At 66.8% G+C, this 18,677-nt stretch carries 21 protein-coding genes; 12 read left to right on the top strand and 9 right to left on the bottom strand.

Going from position 1 to position 18,677, the window contains the following annotated elements:
- Positions 1-7: 7 nt before the first annotated feature.
- The 3 genes from ABLE38_RS03995 to ABLE38_RS03985 form a co-directional block, all read right to left on the bottom strand.
- Positions 8-1,690, bottom strand: coding sequence for a diguanylate cyclase (locus ABLE38_RS03995; protein WP_348972863.1), 1,683 nt, complete (start codon positions 1,688-1,690; stop codon positions 8-10).
- Between the two features lie 127 nt (positions 1,691-1,817).
- A complete protein-coding gene (locus tag ABLE38_RS03990) occupies positions 1,818-3,008 on the bottom strand; it encodes a hypothetical protein (RefSeq protein ID WP_348972862.1) in 1,191 nt (396 codons plus the stop codon).
- 114 nt (positions 3,009-3,122) lie between these two features.
- Positions 3,123-3,500, bottom strand: coding sequence for a helix-turn-helix domain-containing protein (locus tag ABLE38_RS03985; RefSeq protein WP_348972861.1), 378 nt, complete (start codon positions 3,498-3,500; stop codon positions 3,123-3,125).
- 74 nt (positions 3,501-3,574) lie between these two features.
- Between ABLE38_RS03985 and ABLE38_RS03980 the strand changes: the two genes are divergently transcribed.
- Both ABLE38_RS03980 and ABLE38_RS03975 read left to right on the top strand, forming a co-directional pair.
- Positions 3,575-4,168 carry an NAD(P)H-dependent oxidoreductase gene (locus ABLE38_RS03980; RefSeq protein ID WP_348972860.1) on the top strand — a complete coding sequence of 198 codons (594 nt, stop codon included), beginning with the start codon at positions 3,575-3,577 and terminating at the stop codon, positions 4,166-4,168.
- Between the two features lie 194 nt (positions 4,169-4,362).
- Positions 4,363-4,668, top strand: a complete 306-nt coding sequence (locus tag ABLE38_RS03975) for a UrcA family protein (RefSeq protein ID WP_348972859.1) — start codon at positions 4,363-4,365, stop codon at positions 4,666-4,668.
- A 131-nt stretch (positions 4,669-4,799) separates the two neighbouring features.
- Here the strand turns inward: ABLE38_RS03975 and clpA are convergent, their stop codons facing one another.
- Both clpA and ABLE38_RS03965 read right to left on the bottom strand, forming a co-directional pair.
- Positions 4,800-7,124 (bottom strand): ATP-dependent Clp protease ATP-binding subunit ClpA, encoded by a 2,325-nt coding sequence (gene clpA, locus ABLE38_RS03970; protein WP_348972858.1) that lies wholly within the window; start codon positions 7,122-7,124, stop codon positions 4,800-4,802.
- 138 nt (positions 7,125-7,262) lie between these two features.
- Entirely contained in the window at positions 7,263-7,460 is a 198-nt protein-coding gene (locus tag ABLE38_RS03965; protein WP_348972857.1) for a DUF1192 domain-containing protein, read from the bottom strand.
- Positions 7,461-7,537: 77 nt separating this feature from the next.
- On the opposite strand from ABLE38_RS03965, the gene ABLE38_RS03960 reads away from it, so the two are divergent.
- Together ABLE38_RS03960 and ABLE38_RS03955 are read left to right on the top strand one after the other, a co-directional pair.
- Entirely contained in the window at positions 7,538-8,563 is a 1,026-nt protein-coding gene (locus ABLE38_RS03960; protein WP_348972856.1) for an NAD(P)H-quinone oxidoreductase, read from the top strand.
- Positions 8,544-9,122: a hypothetical protein gene (locus tag ABLE38_RS03955; protein WP_348972855.1), complete on the top strand. Its 579-nt coding sequence runs from the start codon at positions 8,544-8,546 to the stop codon at positions 9,120-9,122. The genes ABLE38_RS03960 and ABLE38_RS03955 overlap by 20 nt, the downstream gene beginning before the upstream one ends.
- Here the strand turns inward: ABLE38_RS03955 and ABLE38_RS03950 are convergent.
- Positions 9,115-9,567, bottom strand: coding sequence for a hypothetical protein (locus ABLE38_RS03950; RefSeq protein WP_348972854.1), 453 nt, complete (start codon positions 9,565-9,567; stop codon positions 9,115-9,117). The two genes, ABLE38_RS03955 and ABLE38_RS03950, sit on opposite strands and share 8 nt — an antisense overlap.
- Positions 9,568-9,723: 156 nt before the next feature.
- On the bottom strand, positions 9,724-10,170 hold the full coding sequence (locus tag ABLE38_RS03945) for a hypothetical protein (RefSeq protein ID WP_348972853.1): 447 nt from the start codon (positions 10,168-10,170) through the stop codon (positions 9,724-9,726).
- Between the two features lie 181 nt (positions 10,171-10,351).
- On the opposite strand from ABLE38_RS03945, the gene ABLE38_RS03940 reads away from it, so the two are divergent.
- From ABLE38_RS03940 to ABLE38_RS03925, 4 genes are all read left to right on the top strand, one after another.
- Complete coding sequence (locus ABLE38_RS03940) at positions 10,352-10,972, top strand: glutathione S-transferase family protein (RefSeq protein ID WP_348972852.1); 621 nt, start codon at positions 10,352-10,354, stop codon at positions 10,970-10,972.
- 153 nt (positions 10,973-11,125) lie between these two features.
- Positions 11,126-12,004, top strand: a complete 879-nt coding sequence (locus ABLE38_RS03935) for a UDP-2,3-diacylglucosamine diphosphatase (RefSeq protein WP_348972851.1) — start codon at positions 11,126-11,128, stop codon at positions 12,002-12,004.
- Positions 12,005-12,024: 20 nt separating this feature from the next.
- A complete protein-coding gene (locus ABLE38_RS03930) occupies positions 12,025-13,047 on the top strand; it encodes a glycosyltransferase family 1 protein (protein ID WP_348972850.1) in 1,023 nt (340 codons plus the stop codon).
- Between the two features lie 114 nt (positions 13,048-13,161).
- On the top strand, positions 13,162-13,836 hold the full coding sequence (locus ABLE38_RS03925; RefSeq protein WP_348974444.1) for a DUF1013 domain-containing protein: 675 nt from the start codon (positions 13,162-13,164) through the stop codon (positions 13,834-13,836).
- Here ABLE38_RS03925 and ABLE38_RS03920 read toward each other — a convergent pair.
- Both ABLE38_RS03920 and ABLE38_RS03915 read right to left on the bottom strand, forming a co-directional pair.
- Positions 13,833-14,642 (bottom strand): arylamine N-acetyltransferase, encoded by an 810-nt coding sequence (locus tag ABLE38_RS03920; protein ID WP_348972849.1) that lies wholly within the window; start codon positions 14,640-14,642, stop codon positions 13,833-13,835. The genes ABLE38_RS03925 and ABLE38_RS03920 overlap by 4 nt on opposite strands.
- A 36-nt stretch (positions 14,643-14,678) precedes the next feature.
- Positions 14,679-15,806, bottom strand: a complete 1,128-nt coding sequence (locus ABLE38_RS03915; protein ID WP_348972848.1) for an acyl-CoA dehydrogenase family protein — start codon at positions 15,804-15,806, stop codon at positions 14,679-14,681.
- 133 nt (positions 15,807-15,939) lie between these two features.
- Between ABLE38_RS03915 and ABLE38_RS03910 the strand changes: the two genes are divergently transcribed.
- The 4 genes from ABLE38_RS03910 (at position 15,940) to ABLE38_RS03895 (ending at position 18,588) form a co-directional block, all read left to right on the top strand.
- Positions 15,940-16,626: a helix-turn-helix domain-containing protein gene (locus ABLE38_RS03910; RefSeq protein WP_348972847.1), complete on the top strand. Its 687-nt coding sequence runs from the start codon at positions 15,940-15,942 to the stop codon at positions 16,624-16,626.
- Positions 16,627-16,696: 70 nt separating this feature from the next.
- Entirely contained in the window at positions 16,697-17,542 is an 846-nt protein-coding gene (locus tag ABLE38_RS03905) for a dienelactone hydrolase family protein (protein ID WP_348972846.1), read from the top strand.
- Positions 17,543-17,645: 103 nt separating this feature from the next.
- Positions 17,646-18,281: a glutathione S-transferase family protein gene (locus ABLE38_RS03900; RefSeq protein ID WP_348972845.1), complete on the top strand. Its 636-nt coding sequence runs from the start codon at positions 17,646-17,648 to the stop codon at positions 18,279-18,281.
- A 64-nt stretch (positions 18,282-18,345) separates the two neighbouring features.
- Positions 18,346-18,588: a hypothetical protein gene (locus ABLE38_RS03895; RefSeq protein ID WP_348972844.1), complete on the top strand. Its 243-nt coding sequence runs from the start codon at positions 18,346-18,348 to the stop codon at positions 18,586-18,588.
- The last annotated feature ends 89 nt before the right edge of the window (positions 18,589-18,677 follow it).

Genomic DNA, 18,677 nt, shown 5'->3' with positions numbered 1-18,677 from the left:
AAGCGGATCAGGCGGCTTCGCGGCGCGCCCTGGCCCGGTCGCGGCCGGCCGACTTGGCCTCGAACAGCGCGATGTCGGCAGCGCGGTACAGCGCCTTCCAGTCGCGGTCGTCGGCAAGCAGGCCGGTGCAGGCGCCGATGCTCGCGGTTACCTTGAGGTCGAACGGCATGCGCGTCTGCCGGAGCTTGCTGAGAAGCGGGTCGAGGTCGATCGGCGCGGCGGTGTTGGTGAGCAGCGCGAACTCCTCGCCGCCGATCCTCGCCACCAGTGCGTCTGCCGGCGTGGCGGTGCGCAGCGTGCGGGCGAACAGGCGCAGCACTTCGTCGCCGCCATCATGCCCGAGCGTTTCGTTGACGCGCTTGAAATGGTCGATATCGACGATGAGCAGCTGCTGTTCCCCCGGCCGGCCGAGCGCCTGGGCGAGAAAGGCGCGGCGGTTGAGCAGCCCGGTGAGCGGATCGGTATCGGCAAGGCGGCGGGCAAGCACTTCGCGCGTGATCGCCTCGTCGCGCTCTTCGCGCAGGGACTTGATCCGGTAGGCCACCGCGAGGGCGGAGACGAGCGCCTCGAACATCATCGACACGACGGTGGAATTGTCGAGCCAGAAGCTCCACGGCAGCAGGTGCAGGTTCGCCAGGATGCGCATCAGCGCGAGCACGATCGGCGCGCTCCACGCGATGCTGAACAGCCACAGGAAGTGCGAGCCCTGCCGCCAGGCCTGCCACAAGGTCGGCACCACGATCGAGATCAGGCCCAGGATCGCCAGCGTGTAGACCATGTCGGCCAGGCGCAGGTTGATCGCGCCGAACAGGAAGACGATCAGGCCGGATATCGGCACCGCCGCGGCGATCATCCGGGTATATTGGTCGAGCCGGCGCGAGCGGATCTTCATCTCGAAGAAGCTGAGCGTGAACAGCGCGGTTGCGCCGCCGGCCAGGCCGAGGAACAGATAGTTGAAACGCAGCCGGTCGTTGTTGACGATATTCGGATAGAGCCAGGCCATCGCTCCCGAAGAGGAAAGCGCATAGCCCATGAGCACCGCGAGCAGCACGCAATAATGCAACTGGAAGCGGTAGCGCATCGCGCACCACAGCGAGAAATTATAGACGATCAGCGCCAGGCACATGCCGCCGAAACAGGCATAGAGCACTGCCATGGCAAGGTTGGTCGCGGCGTTGCGCTGTGCGTCGCTCAGTTCGGCGCCGAGCAGGATGCCGCGGACATTGGCAGCGCCCTCGACATGCCAGAGGATGCGCACGACCTTCGCTTTGGAAGGCGGCACCGGCAAGGCCGCGAGGGCGCCGAGCTGGATCAGGGGGGTGATGCCGCGCGCGTCGGTGCGGTAGGTGTGGATGCTGCCGTCCGCATAGAGCAGCCGGGCGGAAAGCTGGCGCTGCCACAGGCTGGCGAAGTTGATCCGCAGCGGCTTCTCGACCGTCGATACGACATCGACCGGGCCGGTGATCGCCCAGAAATCGCCGGCCCCGAGCTTGTATTGCGGCGTCGTGCAATCGAAGCGTTCGGGGTGACGGATCAGCTCCGCCGGGTCCATCGCGCCACTGTCACGCAGCACGCAGGTGGGGAGCGCGCGGCCGCGACCATCCTGTGCCTGCGCGGGCCCGATCGTGCCGGACAGCGCGATGCACGCACCGATCAGTGCGAGAAGCCGCAGGAAACGCGATACCACCATGCCCCGGCACTAGCCCGGACATGACGAATAACCCGTAAATATCCATAGGAACCGCATCGTCTTGTTGATGCGCGCCAAGCACTTAGTGGCAGGGGAGCGGCGCCGGCCGTCCGCTCCCCCTCCAGTCTCAGCAACCGCTGCCGCCCGCGCCGATCGCCTTCTTGAGCAGCCCGCCCAGCTTGGGCTTGCAGGGCTTGGGCTTCTCCTCCTGGTTGTCGCTCGTCCGGCCGCGCAGCATGTCGCCCATATCGGGCATGCCGGGCATGAAGTTGCCCGTCGCGCGGTAGCGAACCTTCGCGGTCCATTTGGGGTGCCAGGCGACCTTGGGATCGCGCGGCCGCTCGGGAAAGGCGAAGTTCGTCTCGGGGCCATAGGCGTTCATGAAACCCATGATCATCCCGCCCCCCGCGGCCTTCACTTCGGCCGGGATGGTGCAGCTCGTCTGGCTGGGCGGCATCACCACCTTCTGCCCGATCAGCCGGTTGACCGTGGCCGGCGACAGCCAGTTCCACAGGTCGCCGCCGAACTGGCGGCTGGCCGAGGAGGCCCACCAGACGATGTCGTTATTGTCCTTGCCATCGCCCCGGGCGCTCATCGCCCAGGCATAATAGCCGGTCGCGGCGGGCACGGGAGACCAGTTGAGCGGAGTCGAGCCATCGGGCGCCTCGCCGGACTTCACGTGCGGGGGCGCCATGAAGTCCTGGGTCAACGCGAAGGCGATCTCGGGGCTGTAGTTGCCCGCGATCCGGTGCTGGCCGATCACCGACGCGTTGCGGCCGACCTTGGCGTTCGACTTGCCGTTCGGCCAGTCGCCATAAGTGCGGCTGTTGCCCGGGCGTGGGCCGACCTCGGCGGGAATGCTGGCGCTGAACAGATCGGGCGGCACCTGGCCCTTGGCCATTTTGGCGAAGTCGATCACCACCGGCTGGCCCGGCCCGGCATGCGCGCCACAGCCCCAGAAGATCAGCAGACGGCCCTTGGGGCGCTGGAACTTCTCCTGCTGCTCCTTGTCATAGCTTTCGGGCACCGGCTTGCCCGGTTCGGGCGAGGCGAGCGGGACCGAGGGCCCCATCCGCATCCCGTCGGGCAGGAAGTGATCTGCCCTGGGCGCGCCGCCGGTGGCGGGCAGGCGCGAGCCGAGGCGGAGCACCATCTCGCGGCTGTCGCCCTGGCCCATCATCCCGGCGGTAGTGCCGATATCCATTTCGTAGCGCGCCTCGGGCGCGGTATCCGCGCTCTGCGCGATCACGGTGGTCGCGGCGAGCAGTGCCGCCGTGGTTCCGGCGGCCACCAGGAGCCGCTGCTTGGGGTTGGTCATCTCTATGCTCCGCGCTGCATTATTGGCATGCGCGACCCACATCGTTGGCCGAACCCTTACGCGAAGCGAACGATTCGCGGCAATGAAATCCGCGCCCCAGCCCATGCCGGGCGGCTAATCCCGCGCCCGGCGTTCCGCATATTCGATCCGCGCCCTGTCCATGCGCGGGGAATTGGCGAGCACCCATTCGGCCAGCGTCTGCACAGGCTGCAGGAAATCGCGGCCGAGGTCGGTCAGCGCATATTCGACCTGGGGCGGCGTGACCGGTGTGACCGTGCGCGAGACGAAGCCATTCTCCTCGAGATCGCGCAGCGTCGATGCCAGCACCTTCTGGCTGATCTCGCCCACTTCGCGGCGCAGTGCATTGAACCGCAGCGGCCCGCGGCCGAGCACGCGCACCACCAGCATCGACCATTTGTCGCTGATCCGGGCGAGCAGCCGGCTGATATGCTCGCAGCGGGCGGTATCCGCATGGTTATCTGGTGTCGCCAAAGTGCCTCCTTGTTGACGAGTGGAAACTTTCCGAAATCAGGTTCCTCGCAGAAACCAGCATACACGAGGTTACCATGACTGCTAAGCCCCGCATCGCCATCATCGTCGGATCGACCCGGCCCACCCGCTATGCCGACGCACCGACCCAGTGGATCCTCAAGCAGGCGCAGGCGCGCGACGACCTGGATGTGGAGGTGGTCGACCTGCGCGATCACCCGCTGCCGTTCTTCGACGAGATCGCCTCAAACTTGTGGATGCCCAGCCAGAATCCCGAGGCAGTGCGCTGGCAGGAGACGATCGCCCGGTTCGACGGCTTCATCTTCGTCGTCGCCGAATATAACCATTCGATCACCGGCGTGCTCAAGAACGCGCTCGACCAGGCGTACAAGGAATGGGCCCGCAAGCCGTTCACTGCGATCGGCTATGGCGGCACCGGCGCGGTGCGCGCGATCGAGCATCTGCGCATGATCGGCGTCGAGCTGCAGATGGTGTCGACGCACGCCGCGGTCCATCTCGGCGGCGGCGATTTCATGGCCGTTCACCCGGCATTCGGCAACAAGCCGATCGAGGAGGTCGAGGCGAGCCTGCTGCCATCGGCCAAGACCGCGCTCGACGAACTGGTCTGGTGGGCCAAGGCGACGATGGCGGCCAAGGCGGCCGAGGCCTGACCGAGCGCTGCGGGCCGGCAGGCATCTCCCGGCCCGCAGCACTTCCCGATAATTCCAATCGTCATATCAACGACTGCGCGGCGTAACCGATCGATCACGGCACCGACTCATCCTGCGGATAGGGCGCCCCCGGGCCGGCACCAGACCGGCTGCGGAGAGGGCTAGAACAAAATCATCTCGCAGGAGCCCAACCCATGAAGACCCTTCTCATCGCCGCCGCGCTTCTCGCGTTTCCGACTGCGCCCGCTTTCGCGCAGAACAGCGTGACGATCCATTACAACACCGCCAAGCTCACCACCGCCGCCGGTCGTGCGGCACTCCAGCGTCAGGTCAAGCTGGCGGCCGTCCGCGCGTGCGGCACGGACCGCGTGCCCGGCTCGGCCCTTCCCAGCAGCCAGGTCCGCGCCTGCTACAAGAACGCGGCGATGGCCGCTCGTCCGCAGGTCGAGCGTGCCATTGCGCTCGCCAATCGCGGCGCGGATGTGGCGAGCGCGCGCTAAGCCAGGCGTTCCGCGCGTGGCAGGCCCGAGCGAACGGCCTGCGAGACAAGAACGGGGCCGCCGCGGAACGGCAAAACAAAGCGGGCCGGGAGTCACCTCCCGGCCCGCATCGTTTCCGGTGCCAAGGCGCCTTACTTGGATGCCTTCGCCGCCTCGGCCTTCTTGCCCTTCTTGGGCTTGGGGGCCGCCGGCGTGACCTGGAAGTTCAGGGCATTGTCCTTGAGCTTCACATCGACCTCGCCGCCATGGACGAGCTTGCCGAACAGCAGCTCCTCGGCCAGCGGCTGCTTGATCTTCTCCTGGATCAGGCGGCCCATCGGACGCGCGCCATAGAGCTTGTCATAGCCGCGCTGGGTCAGCCAGGCCTTGGCCTCGTCGTCGAGCTGGATGTGCACGCCGCGATCGGCGAGCTGCAGCTCGAGCTGGAGGATGAACTTGTCGACGACGCGGCTGACCACCTCGGTCGGCAGGTAATCGAACGGCACGATCGCATCGAGACGGTTGCGGAATTCGGGGGTGAAGAGCTTCTTCACCGCTTCTTCCTGCACGTCGTCGCGGCTGATCTCGCCGAAGCCGATCGACTCCTTGGTCATGTCCGACGCGCCGGCATTGGTCGTCATGATCAGGATCACGTTCCTGAAATCGACGGTCTTGCCGTGGTGGTCGGTCAGCTTGCCGTTGTCCATCACCTGCAACAGGATGTTGAACAGGTCCGGATGCGCCTTCTCGATCTCGTCGAGCAGGAGCACCGAGTGCGGCTGCTGGTCGACCGCGTCGGTGAGCAGGCCACCCTGGTCGTAGCCGACATAGCCCGGAGGGGCGCCGATCAGGCGGCTCACCGAGTGGCGTTCCATATATTCGGACATGTCGAAGCGCTGGAGCGGGATGCCGAGCAGCTCGGCGAGCTGCTTCGCCACCTCGGTCTTGCCGACGCCGGTCGGACCCGAGAACAGATAGTTGCCGATCGGCTTGTCCGGATCGCGCAGGCCCGCACGGCTGAGCTTGATCGCCGAGGACAGCACCTCGATCGCCTTGTCCTGCCCGAACACGACGCGCTTGAGGTCGAGCTCGAGATTGGCCAGCGTCTTGGTGTCGTCGGTCGACACGCTCTTGGCGGGGATGCGCGCCATGGTCGCGATGACCTGCTCGATCTCCTTGGGCGTGATCGTCTTCTTGCGCTTCGACGGCGGCACCAGCATCTGCATCGCGCCGACCTCGTCGATCACGTCGATCGCCTTGTCGGGCAGCTTGCGGTCGTTGATGTAGCGCGCGCTCAGCTCCACCGCCGACTTGATCGCGTCGGGGGTGTACTTGACGTGGTGGTGCTCCTCGAACGCGGTGCGCAGGCCGGCGAGGATCTTGATCGTGTCCTCCACCGTCGGCTCGTTGACGTCGATCTTCTGGAAGCGCCGGAGCAGCGCCCGGTCCTTCTCGAAGTGGTTGCGGAACTCCTTGTAGGTGGTCGAGCCGATGCAGCGGATCGCGCCGCCCGACAGCGCCGGCTTGAGCAGGTTCGACGCATCCATCGCGCCGCCGGAGGTGGCGCCGGCGCCGATCACGGTGTGGATCTCGTCGATGAAGAGGACCGCGTGGGGCAGCTTCTCCAGCTCGGTCACGACCTGCTTCAGCCGCTCCTCGAAGTCGCCGCGATAGCGGGTGCCGGCGAGCAGCGCGCCCATGTCGAGCGAGTAGATCACCGCTTCCTTGAGGACGTCGGGCACTTCGCCCTCGACGATCTTGCGCGCCAGGCCTTCCGCGATCGCGGTCTTGCCCACGCCCGGATCGCCCACATAGAGCGGGTTGTTCTTCGAGCGGCGGCAGAGGATCTGGATGGTGCGGTCGACTTCCGCCGCGCGCCCGATCAGCGGATCGACCTTGCCGTTCTTCGCCTTCTCGTTGAGATCGACGGTGAACTGCTTGAGCGCGCTTTCGCCCTTGCCGGACTTGGTCTCCTGCTTGGCGGCCTTGTCCTCGTCGGCGGCGCCCTTGGGCGTGGTCGCCTCGCTGCTGCCGCTGCCGCCCTTGCCGACGCCGTGCGAGATGAAGCTCACTGCGTCGAGGCGGCTCATGTCCTGCTGCTGCAGGAAATAGACGGCATAGCTCTCGCGCTCGCTGAACAGCGCGACGAGCACGTTCGCGCCGGTCACTTCGTCGCGGCCCGAGGACTGGACGTGGAGGATGGCGCGCTGGACGACGCGCTGGAAGCCGCTGGTCGGCGAGGGATCGGTCGCCTGGTCGACCTTCAGCGCCTCGAGCTCGGTGTCGAGATAATGCGCGACGGTATTCTTGAGTTCGCCCAGGTCCACGCCGCACGCGCTCATCACCTTGCTCGCATGCTCGTCGTCGACGAGCGCGAGCAGCAGATGCTCGAGCGTGGCATATTCATGGCGTCGCGAGCTTGCGGCTTCGAGCGCCTTGTGGAGCGTGGATTCCAGAGCGGAGGCGAAACTAGGCATTCGGGTACAACTCCAGTGGGCCGAAAAGGATACACAGCCCGTCCCCCACTATGTCGGGAGGGTTGGGCCCCGCATCAAGCGCTGCGGCCCCGCACCGGAGTAGAATGGCGTTGCGCCCCATCTCCGGTGCCGTCACGCTCATTTCCTAAATAGAGCGTCTGCGCTTGCGCGGTGATTAATCGCGCGTGAAATTTTGGTTCGGCTTCGTGCGATCTCGGCTTCGAGCAGCGCGATGCGCTCCTCCAGTTCCTCGACCGACAAGGGATCGAGATCCTGCTTCGCGAGCTGGGCGACCAGGTCGTCCTTGCGACGCGGAAGATTTTCGTCGGCGTCCATGGGGGCAGCGTTGACCGGGGCGGGTGCGATGTCAATAAGACCCGGGGTTTTCTCCTGTGTGCGAAAGCGATGAACCGATGGGTCTTCCGGAAACGATGCTGGCGATAGACCCCGAGGCGCCCGGCGGGCCGGAGGTGCTGGTGCCGGTGGAGCGCCCGGTGCCCAGCCCCGGCGCGGGCGAGGTGCTGGTCAAGGTCGCCGCGGCGGGCGTGAACCGGCCCGAGGTGATGCAGCGCAAAGGCCAGTATCCGCCGCCGCCCGGCGCCCCTTCGATCCTCGGCATGGAAATTTCGGGCAGGATCGTCGCCGTCGGCGAGGATGTCCCGCGCGAGGTGCTCGGCCAGCCGGTCTGCGCGCTGATCGCGGGCGGCGCCTATGCCGAATATGCCGTCGCGCCCTACGGCCAGTGCCTGCCGGTGCCGCCGGCGATCTCGATGATCGAGGCGGCCGCGATCCCCGAGACGCTGTTCACCGTATGGAGCAACGTGTTCGAGCGCGCCTATGCGATGGAAGGGGAGTGGATCCTCGTCCATGGCGGCACCTCGGGCATCGGCACGATGGCGATCCACCTCGCCAACCTGTTCGGGCTGACCGTGATCGTCACCGCGGGATCGGACGAGAAATGCGCGGCGGCGAAGGCGATCGGCGCCGATCACGCGATCAACTACAAGACGCAGGACTTCGTCGCGCGGGTGATGGAGATCACTGCGGGCAAGGGCGTGAACATCGTGCTCGACATGGTCGGCGGCGACTATGTGCCGCGCAACCTCCAGTGCCTGGGCGAGGAGGGGCGGCACGTCTCGATCGCGGTGCAGGGCGGGATGATGGCGACGATCCCGATCTTCGAGATCATGCGCAAGCGGCTGGTGCTCACCGGCTCGACGCTCCGCCCGCGCTCGCTCGAATTCAAGACGCTGCTGGCCGACGAGCTGCACCGCACGGTGTGGCCGTTCGTCGCGGAGGGCAGGCTGAAGCCGGTGATCGACGCCGTCTTCCCGCTCGCCGATGCCGCGGATGCGCATCGCCGTATGGAATCCGGCGAACATATCGGTAAGATCGTCCTCACCTTGGGGGAGGGGACTCATGAAGGATCTACCGCTTAAGCTGCTTGTCGGCGCGCTCCTGGTCGTGCTGATCGGCTCGGCGACATTCTCGAATCGCTATTGGGTGCTGGCGAGCCAGCCCAGGGTCGACGACCTGGTCGATGTGAAGGTCCCGCCCGAGCTTGGCGACATGGTCTCGGCGATCGACGCGTACGGCGTGCATCTCGAGCGCGAGCCGACCAAGTTCGAGCGGTACGTGACGATGCAGAAGGCGCTTATCGGCATCGAGCGCCCGGTTCCGTCCTACGCCAATATGAGCACGCCGAAATTCGGCTATTCCGTTCGCGAGACGACCTTTTTGGGCATGCCTTTCTGGTACGCGCGCGAATACGGCCATGTCCTGTTCTTCAGCTCGGACTGGGGCGTCGTCGCGGCGCCGCTCACCGAGGTCGGCCAGGCACAGCTCGACAAGGCCAATGGCCGCGACCTGCGCGCAACCAGCATGATCCCGTGGTGGGAGCATCTGTGGGGCTGGCTGTTCCTCGCCGGCGTCGGCCTGGCGATCTGGCTGTGGCATCGCCGCACGCTGCGCTGGCGCGCGGAGAACGGGTTTATCTGATCCCGGCGGCGCGCCGCGGCATCGCCGCCGGGGCGGCGAGCAGATCGGCGACGATCGGGAAGGCGGCATGCTCTTCCCAGGCGATGCGCGCGCGCAGCAGCCGGCGCTGGTAGCGCACCGCCGCGGCAAAGCCCTTCCGGTCGGCCTCGATGCCCGCAATCGTCCACACGCCATAATGTTCGCTGGTGCTGCCGCGCAGCTTCATCAGGTCTTCTGTGAAGCGCCAGGCGAGCTGGTGATGCGCCGGATCGGTGCTGGCGAGCAGCGTCGCGGTGATGACGGCCTGCTTGTTGGAAACGTGCCGGATGATGAGCTGGCCCAGCGCATGGCGTGCCCCGGCGATCTGCTCGATGCTCGCCGCGCTGTCGTCCGCGGTCTCGATCACTGCATCGGTCAGCCGAATCAGCTCGCGATGCTCGTGATGAATGAGGTCCAGGCCTTGCACGTGCCGCTCCGTTCAAAATCTTCGTATCTGCAAGACTCTTATAGTACGCGGCGCCCAACCGTGGTGTGGAGCGATCGTTAAGGAACGGCAATCTTGCGCCGGCGATCCGCGCGGGGAGCGCATCGCCGGGGTTTGCGCTCCGGAAAGAGACGCCGCCTAGGCGGCGGTCGCCCGGTCCGCTTGGTCGCTCGCCGGCGTGGCGTGCGCCGCGAGCACCAGCGGATGGATGGTGCGGATCTCCTCGGCAATGCGTGCCTCGATATCGCGGATGAAATCGGCCACTGCGGCGCGATAGCCTGCCGGATCGGCCGCGATCGTCTGGGTGGTCCAGCGCGCATTGGTTTCGATCGTATTCAGCCGCGATTGCAGCGTGCGGGCGATGAGCTGGCGCGCGCATTCGCGATGCTCGGGGACCCGGCTGGCGCGCAGCGGCGCGATCAGACAGCGTTCGCGCACCGGAAGCGCCCGAGCGACGGCCTGCGCCACCATGCGCCTGGCATGGGCCAGCCCGGGGCCGGCAGGATCCTTGGCAGCTTCGGCCGCAAGCGCGTAAGCGCTGTCGACAACGTCCCGATAGGTTTCGCGTACGGCGGTAAGCGGCATTGCACTCTCCTGGCGAATCACGCCCCCGTGCTCGCAACACCCTCCCGCTGCCGTTTTGCCCGCCCAATTCCCAATATAAGGTTTCGAACCGATCAGGCGTGCTTATGCGTCGGCGGGCGCAATTTGTTTGACGCCCGCTGCCGCGCGGCCCGAATAGGCGCGCCGATCAAGGGAGGGTTCGATGGCCTCGCTGATACTTCACGAATATGCAGCTTCGGGCAATTGCTACAAGATCCGGCTCACCGCCGCGCATCTGGGTCTCCCGCTCGAGCGGCGCGAATATGACATCATGCAGGGCGAGACGCGCTCCGCGGCGTTCCTCGGCCAGGTCAACGCCAATGGCCGCATCCCGGTCCTCCAGGTGGGGAACGACGATTTCCTGCCCGAGAGCAATGCCGCCTGCTTCTATCTGGCCGACGGCAGCGACCTGATCCCGCACGACCGCTTCGAGCGCGCCGACATGCTGCGCTGGCTGTTCTGGGAGCAATATAACCACGAGCCCAACATCGCGACCGTGCGCTTCTGGAAGGGCTGGGTGGGCTTCGACAAGCTCAGCGAGCTCCAGCAGGCGCTGCTGCCCGGCAAGCAGGCGGCCGGCGAAGCGGCGCTGGCGCTGATGGACGAACATCTCGAGAGGCGCGACTGGTTCGTGATCGACCGGCTGACGCTCGCCGATATCGCACTCTACGCCTACACCCATGTCGCCGAAGAAGGCGGGTTCAACCTCCAGCCCTATCCGGCAGTGCGGGCCTGGCTCGATCGCGTGGCGGCACAGCCGCGACATATTCCAATAACGGCTTAAAGCGTCGCCGTGGCGGCCAGATTGCCTGCGCCGGGCGGAAGCTGCCCATTATCCACATCTCTGTGACATCCGCGTGACCCGCGAACGATTCTAAATGTCATATTTCCCAGCCATTTAGCCGAGCCAGGCAAGGGCATTTGCAGGGCTGGGCACATGGCCACGATCACCAGGCTTCCATTCGACACGCAGCATATCGCGGACTTCCACGCGTCCACGCCGTCGATCCCCGAAAAGGCGGTCACCGAGCGCAAGCGCTACCGGACGGTCTGGATCTCTGACGTGCATCTCGGCACGCGCGGCTGCAATGCCGAGATGCTGATCGACTTCCTCGACCACGTCGATTGCGACCTGATGTACCTGGTCGGCGACATCCTCGACGGCTGGGCGCTCAAGAAGCGCTTCTACTGGCCCGATTCGCACAACGACATCGTCTGGCGCTTCCTCAAGCGCGCCAAGCGTGGCACCGAGATCATCTACATCCCGGGCAATCACGACGAGATGTTCCGCCAGTTCTCCGGGCTGAACTTCGGCGGCGTCCATATCCGCCGCCAGGCGATCCACACCACCGCCGATGGCCGCCGCCTGCTCGTGCTGCACGGCGACGAGTTCGACGCGATCACGATGTCGCACCGCTGGCTCGCGCATCTGGGCGACGCCGCCTACGAGATGATGATGGGGCTCAACCGGATGGTGAACCGCGTTCGCCGCTGGCTCGACATGCCCTATTGGTCGCTGAGCAAATACGCCAAGGCCAAGGTGAAGAACGCAGTCGAATTCATCTCGAAGTTCGAAGAGATCGTTGCGCACGAAGCCGGTGCGCGCGGCGTCGACGGCGTGATCGCCGGCCACATCCACACCGCCGAGATCCGGGAGATCAACGGCATCGCCTATTACAATGACGGCGATTGGGTGGAGGGTTGCACGGCGCTCGTTGAGCACTACGACGGTACGATGGAAATTCTCCATTGGGCCGAAGAGATGACGAAACGCGAAAGCGAAGCAGCATCCGGGGTCAGACTGGCGGCTGCGTGACAGCGACGGAGGTCGGACCGGTGCGGATAGCTATCGTTACGGACGCCTGGGAGCCCCAGGTGAATGGAGTCGTGCGCACCCTTCAGTCGGTGCGTGCGGTGCTCGAGAAGCAGGGCCACAAGGTGGTCGTGATCTCGCCCGACCTCTTCTATTCGCTGCCATGCCCGACCTATCCGGAGATCCGCCTGGCGCTGGCCCGGGTCGCCAGTGTCGGCGCGATGCTCGAGGCGTTCAACCCCACTGCGATCCATCTCGCGACGGAGGGACCGCTCTGCGTCGCCGCGCGGCGCTGGTGCATCCGGCACGATATGCCTTTCACCACGGCCTATCACACTCAGTTTCCCGACTATGTCTCGGCGCGCTCGGGCGTGCCAGCCGAGTGGATCTGGCGTTACATCAAGTGGTTTCACGCGCCGAGCCAGGCGATCCTTGCTTCTACGCCTTCGATTCGTCAGTCGCTGACCGATCACGGGCTTGCCCATGTGAAGCATTGGGGTCGCGGCGTGGACCTGACGAACTTCCATCCTGGCCTGGCCCCGCATCCGGCGATGAAGGACCTGCCCGGCCCGGTGCAACTCTATGTCGGCCGCGTTGCGATCGAGAAGAATATCGAGGCGTTCCTGAAGTCCACCCATCCGGGCACGAAGGTGGTGGTGGGTGACGGGCCCGCGCGCGCCGCGCTTCAGGCCCGCTTCCCGGAAGCGAAGTTCCTCGGGCCGATGTTCGGCGCGGAGCTCGCTTCGGCCTATGCCGCCGCCGACGTGTTCGTCTTCCCCAGCAAGACCGATACGTTCGGGCTGGTGATGATCGAGGCGCTGGCCTGCGGCGTGCCGGTGGCCGGCTATCCGGTCACGGGCCCGATCGACGTGCTCACGCCCGAGACCGGTGCGACCGATGCCGACCTCACCACCGCGATCGGCCAGGCGCTGACCAAGGACCGCGCCGCCTGCGCCGCCTATGGCCGCACCTTCACCTGGGAAGCCAGCGCCCGCCAGTTCCTCAACGCGCTCTATCCGCTGTACGGAGATCGGGCGGCGGCGTAACGCACGCTTCCTTCTTGCCCCGGCGGCTTTCCCGCAGTAAGTCAGGCCCGTTACAGGCCGCCCGTGATGGGCGGCCCTTTCTATTTCTGGAGACTGAAAGTGGCCCAGCCGCTTATGCCCCACGCGACCGCTTCCTGGCTGGTCGACAACACTTCGCTCTCGTTCGACCAGATCGCCGAGTTCTGCGGGCTGCACATCCTCGAGGTCCAGGCGATCGCCGACGATACCGCCGCGACCAAGCTCACCGGCCGCGATCCGGTGCGCGCGCACGAGCTGACGATGGACGAGATCGAGAAGGGCCAGGCCAATCCGAACTACGTCCTCAAGATGCTCAAGGGCCCCGAGCAGGTCCGCCGCACCAAGGGCCCGCGCTACACGCCGGTCTCGAAGCGCCAGGACAAGCCGGACGGCATCGCCTGGATCCTGCGCAATCATCCGGAAATCTCGGACGGCGCGATCGGCAAGCTGATCGGCACCACCCGCACGACGATCGCCGCGATCCGTGATCGCAGCCACTGGAACATCGCGAACATCACGCCGAAGGACCCGGTGACGCTGGGCCTGACCAGCCAGCGCGAGCTCGACGCGCTCGTCGCCAAGGCCGCCAAGGCCGCCGGCATCGAGGCGCCGACTGACACCCGCCTGGAAGGCGACCGCGAGGCGCTGATCGAGCAGCTTCGCGCCGAGCGTACCGCCGCGGCCCGCGAGGCCGAAGGCGCCGGCGAGGACGCCCCCGCCGCGCCGATCGAGCACACCGCCGAGACGCTGTTCCGCAGCAACAACGGCTAAGCGTCGGGAAACAGGGCGGCGTGCCGGGCGCAGATCGCGTTCCACAGGCCCGCCGCCTCCGGCACCTGCAATCCGAAGCGCTGGTCGAGCCGCTCGACCAGCGCTTCTGCGTTCTGGAGCAGGCTGCGCGTCTCGCCCTCGGGCCCGCGCTCGACCAATACCCGCCCGCGCAGTGTCGCATGGCGGTCGCCCTGCCGGCGCTGGACGACGAGATTCTGGACGAAGGGCGATTCGGGATCGACCTGCATCTCGGCGCATTGCCGCGCGAACAGCGCCTCGTCCGCGGGCGCGTCGCGGAAGTCGTAGCTGAAGGGATCGTGCGCGGCGTAGCGCTCCTCGAAGCGCCACCAGCCGTCGACCTGGCGCACGGCGACCGTGTAGGGCGGCTGGCGCGTCTCGCCCGGCGCCAATGGCAGCGGCGCGGCCTGGGTGCCCCCAAAACCGACATCGACCAGCCAGTGCCGCCCCTCCAGCGTCACCACCAGCATCAGGTGGTTGCCCAGCGCCGCGGTGCCGCGCACTTGGCGCATCACGCCCGCCGAGGTGCGCCGCACGGTGTAGCCCAGCGCTTCCAGCACGCGCCCGAACAGCCCGTTCTGCTCGTAGCACCAGCCGCCGCGCCGGCGCGTCACCAGCTTGTCGAAGATCGCATCGGGCGCGAGCGAGACCGGGCGGCCCAGCTGCACGTCGAGATTCTCGAAGGGGATCGCCGCGAGGTGCGCCTGCACCAGCGCGGCCAGGGTCGTGCCGTCGGGCGTGCGCGGACCGTCATAGCCGGTCCGCGCGAAATAGGCCTCGAGATCCATGCGCCGCGCTCCCCTCAGCGCGACGCATGGCAGGGCTCACCCGTCGATGTCGAGCCCCAGCGCTACCCGGCCGGCGAAGGCGAGCTGGGGTTCCTTCTGCAGCGGATGGAAGCGGGCGCCCTGCACGTCGCGAAAGGCGCGCTCGAGCCCGGCCTTGCGATAGAAGGCCGCGCCGCCGGCGACGTCCATCGCCCGCGTCACCGTCTCGATCGCCGCGTCGCCCAGCAGCGTGCGGCAGATCATGATGCGGTTGGTCGTGTCCTGGCTGGGCTGGCCGGCGCAGGCGAGGTCGACCATCTCGCGCAGCGCCAGCTCGGCGGCCGCGTGGGCATTCTCCATCGCGCCGACGCGGTGGAGCAGGTGCGCGTCGGGCGTGCGGGTGCGCGCGATCTCCAGCGCGCGGCGCCGGGCGCCGTCCGCCACGCCCATATAGGCCGAATAGATCGATCCGAACGCGATCATGCCGATCACATGAAACAGCATGTGCCACTTGCCCTGCGGCCGCCGCCCGCCGATCGCCGCGTCGGCGACGAACACCCGATCGAGCACCAGGTCGTGCGATCCGGTGCCGCGCATGCCGAGCACGTGCCAGCTGTCGGCGATCGTCACGCCCTCGGCCTTCAGCGGCACGCCGAAATGGAGCACGCTCGGCCCGGCCTCGGGATCGTCATACACCGCGCTGGTCATTAGCAGGTCGCCCATCTCGCAGCCGCTCGAGAAGGGCTTGCGCGCGGTGATGCGGAAGCCGCCCTCGACCTTCTCGGCGGTGCCGGCGCTCTCCAACCAGTCGGAACCGCCACTCGAGACGAGGATCAGGTCCTCGGCCGCCACGCGGCGCAGCAGCCCTTCGGTCGGCGCCGCCTGGTGCTCGCGGCGCCACACCGCTGCGGCGACCAGATGCGTGTGCATCGAAAAGGCGAGCGCGGTCGATCCGCACGCCGCGCCCAGGATGCGGATCGCGCCGAAGATCTCGGCGAAGTCCGCGCCGCCGCCGCCCAGTTCGTCGGGTACCAGCGCCTTGAAGAATCCCGCTTCCTTCAGCCGCGCATAGCCTTCGGAAACGAAGCTCCCCTCGGCGTCGTGGCGGTCTGCATATGCTTCGATCTCCGCCGCGATCACTTTCGCTTCGGCGATCCAGTCGCGCGTTGCAGCCTTGTTTTCCATTCGCATTCCCTCTTCCAGTCGATCGGTCGTGACCCCAATCGCCTATCCTTCCGGGCATGCTCCAGTTCAGAAACTGAACTTGCCCGGTACAGAGTCTGAACTAGTCTGACTGCACGTTCGTGAAGGATTGGGAATGACGCAAGGGAGCTACAAGCAATTCTGCCCGGTCGCGATGGCGGCGGAGATCTTGTGCACGCGCTGGACGGTGGTGTTGCTGCGCGAGCTGGTCGCCGGATCGACGCGGTTCAACGACTTGCGCCGCGGCGTGCCGCGCATGTCGCCGGCTCTGCTCTCGCAGCGGCTGAAGGAGCTGGAATGCGCGGGCATCGTCGAGCGCGGCGGGGAAGGCGGCAGCGAATACCGCCTTACCGAGGCGGGGCGCGAGCTCGGCCCCCTGGTCGAGGCGTTCGGCATCTGGGGGCAGCGCTGGGTCTCCTATGAGCTGTCGCTCGAGCATCTCGATGCGCAGCTGCTGATGTGGGACATGCGCCGCCATCTCGATCCCACGCCGTTGCCGCCCCGGCGCAGCGTGATCCAGTTCCGCTTCCCCGAAGAGCCTGAGGCCAAGCGGCGCTACTGGCTCGTGGTCGAGCCCGGTGGCGAAGTGGATCTGTGCGCGATCGATCCGGGCTTCGATGTCGATCTCTATGCCGCATCGGACCTGCGCACGATGACGGCGATCTGGATGGGCTATGACACGGTCCGTGCGGCGCTCGACCGCGAGGCGCTGCTGCTCACCGGCGCGCCCGAGATCGCGCGGCACATGCAGCAATGGCTCGGCCTCAGCCCCTTTGCCCGGCACGCGCGCCTTGCGGCATGACGGGCGCGGGCAGCGCGTGTAGCCTCCCGGGCGCGACTCGCGTCGCGACGGACAGCGTGGAGGAAGCCGAATGTGTGACGACCATACCGCCGAGGACAATGCCCGCTTCCTGCTGACCCGCCGCGAGTTCGGTGCGGGCGCGGCGGCCGCGGGGGCGATGGCGCTGCTGCCGGTCCCGGCCAACGCCGCCGAGATCACGGGCCGCGACGTCACCATCGTCACGCCCGACGGCAGCTGCGACGCCTATTTCGTCGCGCCCGCCGCCGGCAGGCATCCCGCCGTGATCGTGTGGCCCGACATCTTCGGCTTGCGCCCTGCCTTTCGCCAGATGGCGGACCGGCTCGCCCAGTCGGGCTATGCGGTGCTCACCGTCAACCAGTTCTACCGCTCGACCAAGACGCCCTTCGTCACGCAGGGGCAGGGTTTTGACGATGCGCTCAAGGCCAAGGTCGGCCCATGGCGCACGCTGCTCACCGCAGACGCGACCATGCGCGACGCCAAGGCCTTTGTCGCCTGGGTCGACGGCCAGAAGGAAGTCGACACGAAGCGCGGCGTGGGCAGCACCGGCTATTGCATGGGCGGGCCGATGGCCATGTACACCGCCGCGGCGGCGCCCGCCCGCGTTCGTGGCGGCGCGACCTTCCATGGCGGCGGGATCGCGGCCGATGGGCTGATCGCGCTAGTGCCGAACATGAAGGCGCGCTGGCTGATCGCGATCGCCGAGAATGACGACACGCGCTCGCCGACCGACAAGGACAAGCTCAAGGCCGCCTTCGCCGCCAGCAACCAGCCGGCGGAGATCGAGGTCTACAAGGGCACGATGCACGGCTGGTGCCCGCCGGACAGCCAGGTCTACAATGCCGACCAGGCGAACAAGGCCTGGGATCGGCTGCTGGAGACGTTCAAGCCGCTGTAATTGGTCGTGATCCCGGCGAAGGCCGGGATGACGGATTATCGAGCGCTTGACCGGCACAGGAATAGAGTTCACCTTATGTTCTCATGATTCGGAAGGGAGTCTCATGGGCGATCTGATCTTCTACACGCACCCCCAGTCGCGCGGGCGCATCGCCCGCTGGGCGCTGGAGGAAGCCGGCGCCGCCTATGAGACGCAGCCGGTCAGCTACGGCACGACGATGAAGGGCGAGGACTATCTGTCGGTGAACCCGATGGGGAAGGTGCCGGCGATCGTCCATAACGGCCATGTCGTCACCGAATGCGCCGCGATCTGCGCTTATCTGGCCGAGGCATTCCCCGAGGCCGGCCTCGCGCCGAACGCGGACGAGCGCGCCGATTATTATCGCTGGCTGTTCTTCGCCGCCGGCCCGGTCGAACAGGCGGTGACCAACAATCACGCACAGTTCACGCCCTCGCCCGAGCAGGGCCGCATGTTCGGCTATGGCAATTTCGACCTGACCGTTGACGTGCTCGAAAAGGCCGTCTCGGCGCATCCCTATATCGCCGGCGACCGCTTCACCGCGGCGGACATCTATGTCGGCTCGGCGGTCGGCTGGGGCACGATGTTCGGCACCTTGCCCAAGCGCCAGGCCTTTCTCGACTATTTCGGCCGGCTGAGCAGCCGCGAGGCCTATCGGCGGGCGAGCGAGAAGGACGACGCGCTGGCAGCGGAACTCGAGGCGGCCAAGACGCCCGCCTGAGTCCTGGCTCGTCCCGGTCAAGTTGTTGCGTTAGCGTAATCAACTGGAGAAACTGGAGGGCGGAGTGGATCACTCGGCAGCCTATGATGCTGGCCATGCGGCCGGGGCGATAATCGGGTACGTGCTGATCTATGGCGGCATCATCGCCTTGGGCGTGTTCGTCGGCAACCGGCTCGCGCGAAAGCGCGACACGCGCTTCGTCCGATGGCCGTTGCTCATAGCCTTTGGACTGGTGCTGCTGCTCCTCGCCGGCCAGTGCGCCAACCCCGGTCGGGCACAAGCGGCGCTGCGTGGCGTGCAGACCTAAGGCATATCGAGGGGCGACTATACCGCCCCCGGCCGCAAGCCGATCCCCGGCGGAGACCGGGTCCAGCACGGCATAGCCGGTCAGGCGCG

The sequence above is a fragment of the Sphingomonas sp. KR3-1 genome, from assembly GCF_040049295.1.
GTDB lineage: Bacteria > Pseudomonadota > Alphaproteobacteria > Sphingomonadales > Sphingomonadaceae > Sphingomonas.
This window is presented reverse-complemented; position numbering and strand designations above follow the sequence as displayed.

Excerpts from the sequence above, each read along its gene's own strand:
- ABLE38_RS03935 (WP_348972851.1), top strand. The coding sequence starts at position 11,126 with ATGGCCACGATCACCAGGCTTCCATTCGACACGCAGCATATCGCGGAC.
- ABLE38_RS03925 (WP_348974444.1), top strand. The coding sequence starts at position 13,162 with ATGCCCCACGCGACCGCTTCCTGGCTGGTCGACAACACTTCGCTCTCG.
- ABLE38_RS03940 (WP_348972852.1), top strand. The coding sequence starts at position 10,352 with ATGGCCTCGCTGATACTTCACGAATATGCAGCTTCGGGCAATTGCTAC.
- ABLE38_RS03960 (WP_348972856.1), top strand. The coding sequence starts at position 7,538 with ATGGGTCTTCCGGAAACGATGCTGGCGATAGACCCCGAGGCGCCCGGC.
- ABLE38_RS03995 (WP_348972863.1), bottom strand. The coding sequence starts at position 1,690 with ATGGTGGTATCGCGTTTCCTGCGGCTTCTCGCACTGATCGGTGCGTGC.
- ABLE38_RS03905 (WP_348972846.1), top strand. The coding sequence starts at position 16,697 with ATGTGTGACGACCATACCGCCGAGGACAATGCCCGCTTCCTGCTGACC.
- ABLE38_RS03910 (WP_348972847.1), top strand. The coding sequence starts at position 15,940 with ATGACGCAAGGGAGCTACAAGCAATTCTGCCCGGTCGCGATGGCGGCG.
- ABLE38_RS03990 (WP_348972862.1), bottom strand. The coding sequence starts at position 3,008 with ATGACCAACCCCAAGCAGCGGCTCCTGGTGGCCGCCGGAACCACGGCG.
- ABLE38_RS03980 (WP_348972860.1), top strand. The coding sequence starts at position 3,575 with ATGACTGCTAAGCCCCGCATCGCCATCATCGTCGGATCGACCCGGCCC.
- ABLE38_RS03975 (WP_348972859.1), top strand. The coding sequence starts at position 4,363 with ATGAAGACCCTTCTCATCGCCGCCGCGCTTCTCGCGTTTCCGACTGCG.
- ABLE38_RS03965 (WP_348972857.1), bottom strand. The coding sequence starts at position 7,460 with ATGGACGCCGACGAAAATCTTCCGCGTCGCAAGGACGACCTGGTCGCC.
- ABLE38_RS03915 (WP_348972848.1), bottom strand. The coding sequence starts at position 15,806 with ATGGAAAACAAGGCTGCAACGCGCGACTGGATCGCCGAAGCGAAAGTG.
- ABLE38_RS03955 (WP_348972855.1), top strand. The coding sequence starts at position 8,544 with ATGAAGGATCTACCGCTTAAGCTGCTTGTCGGCGCGCTCCTGGTCGTG.
- ABLE38_RS03945 (WP_348972853.1), bottom strand. The coding sequence starts at position 10,170 with ATGCCGCTTACCGCCGTACGCGAAACCTATCGGGACGTTGTCGACAGC.
- ABLE38_RS03920 (WP_348972849.1), bottom strand. The coding sequence starts at position 14,642 with ATGGATCTCGAGGCCTATTTCGCGCGGACCGGCTATGACGGTCCGCGC.
- clpA (WP_348972858.1), bottom strand. The coding sequence starts at position 7,124 with ATGCCTAGTTTCGCCTCCGCTCTGGAATCCACGCTCCACAAGGCGCTC.
- ABLE38_RS03900 (WP_348972845.1), top strand. The coding sequence starts at position 17,646 with ATGGGCGATCTGATCTTCTACACGCACCCCCAGTCGCGCGGGCGCATC.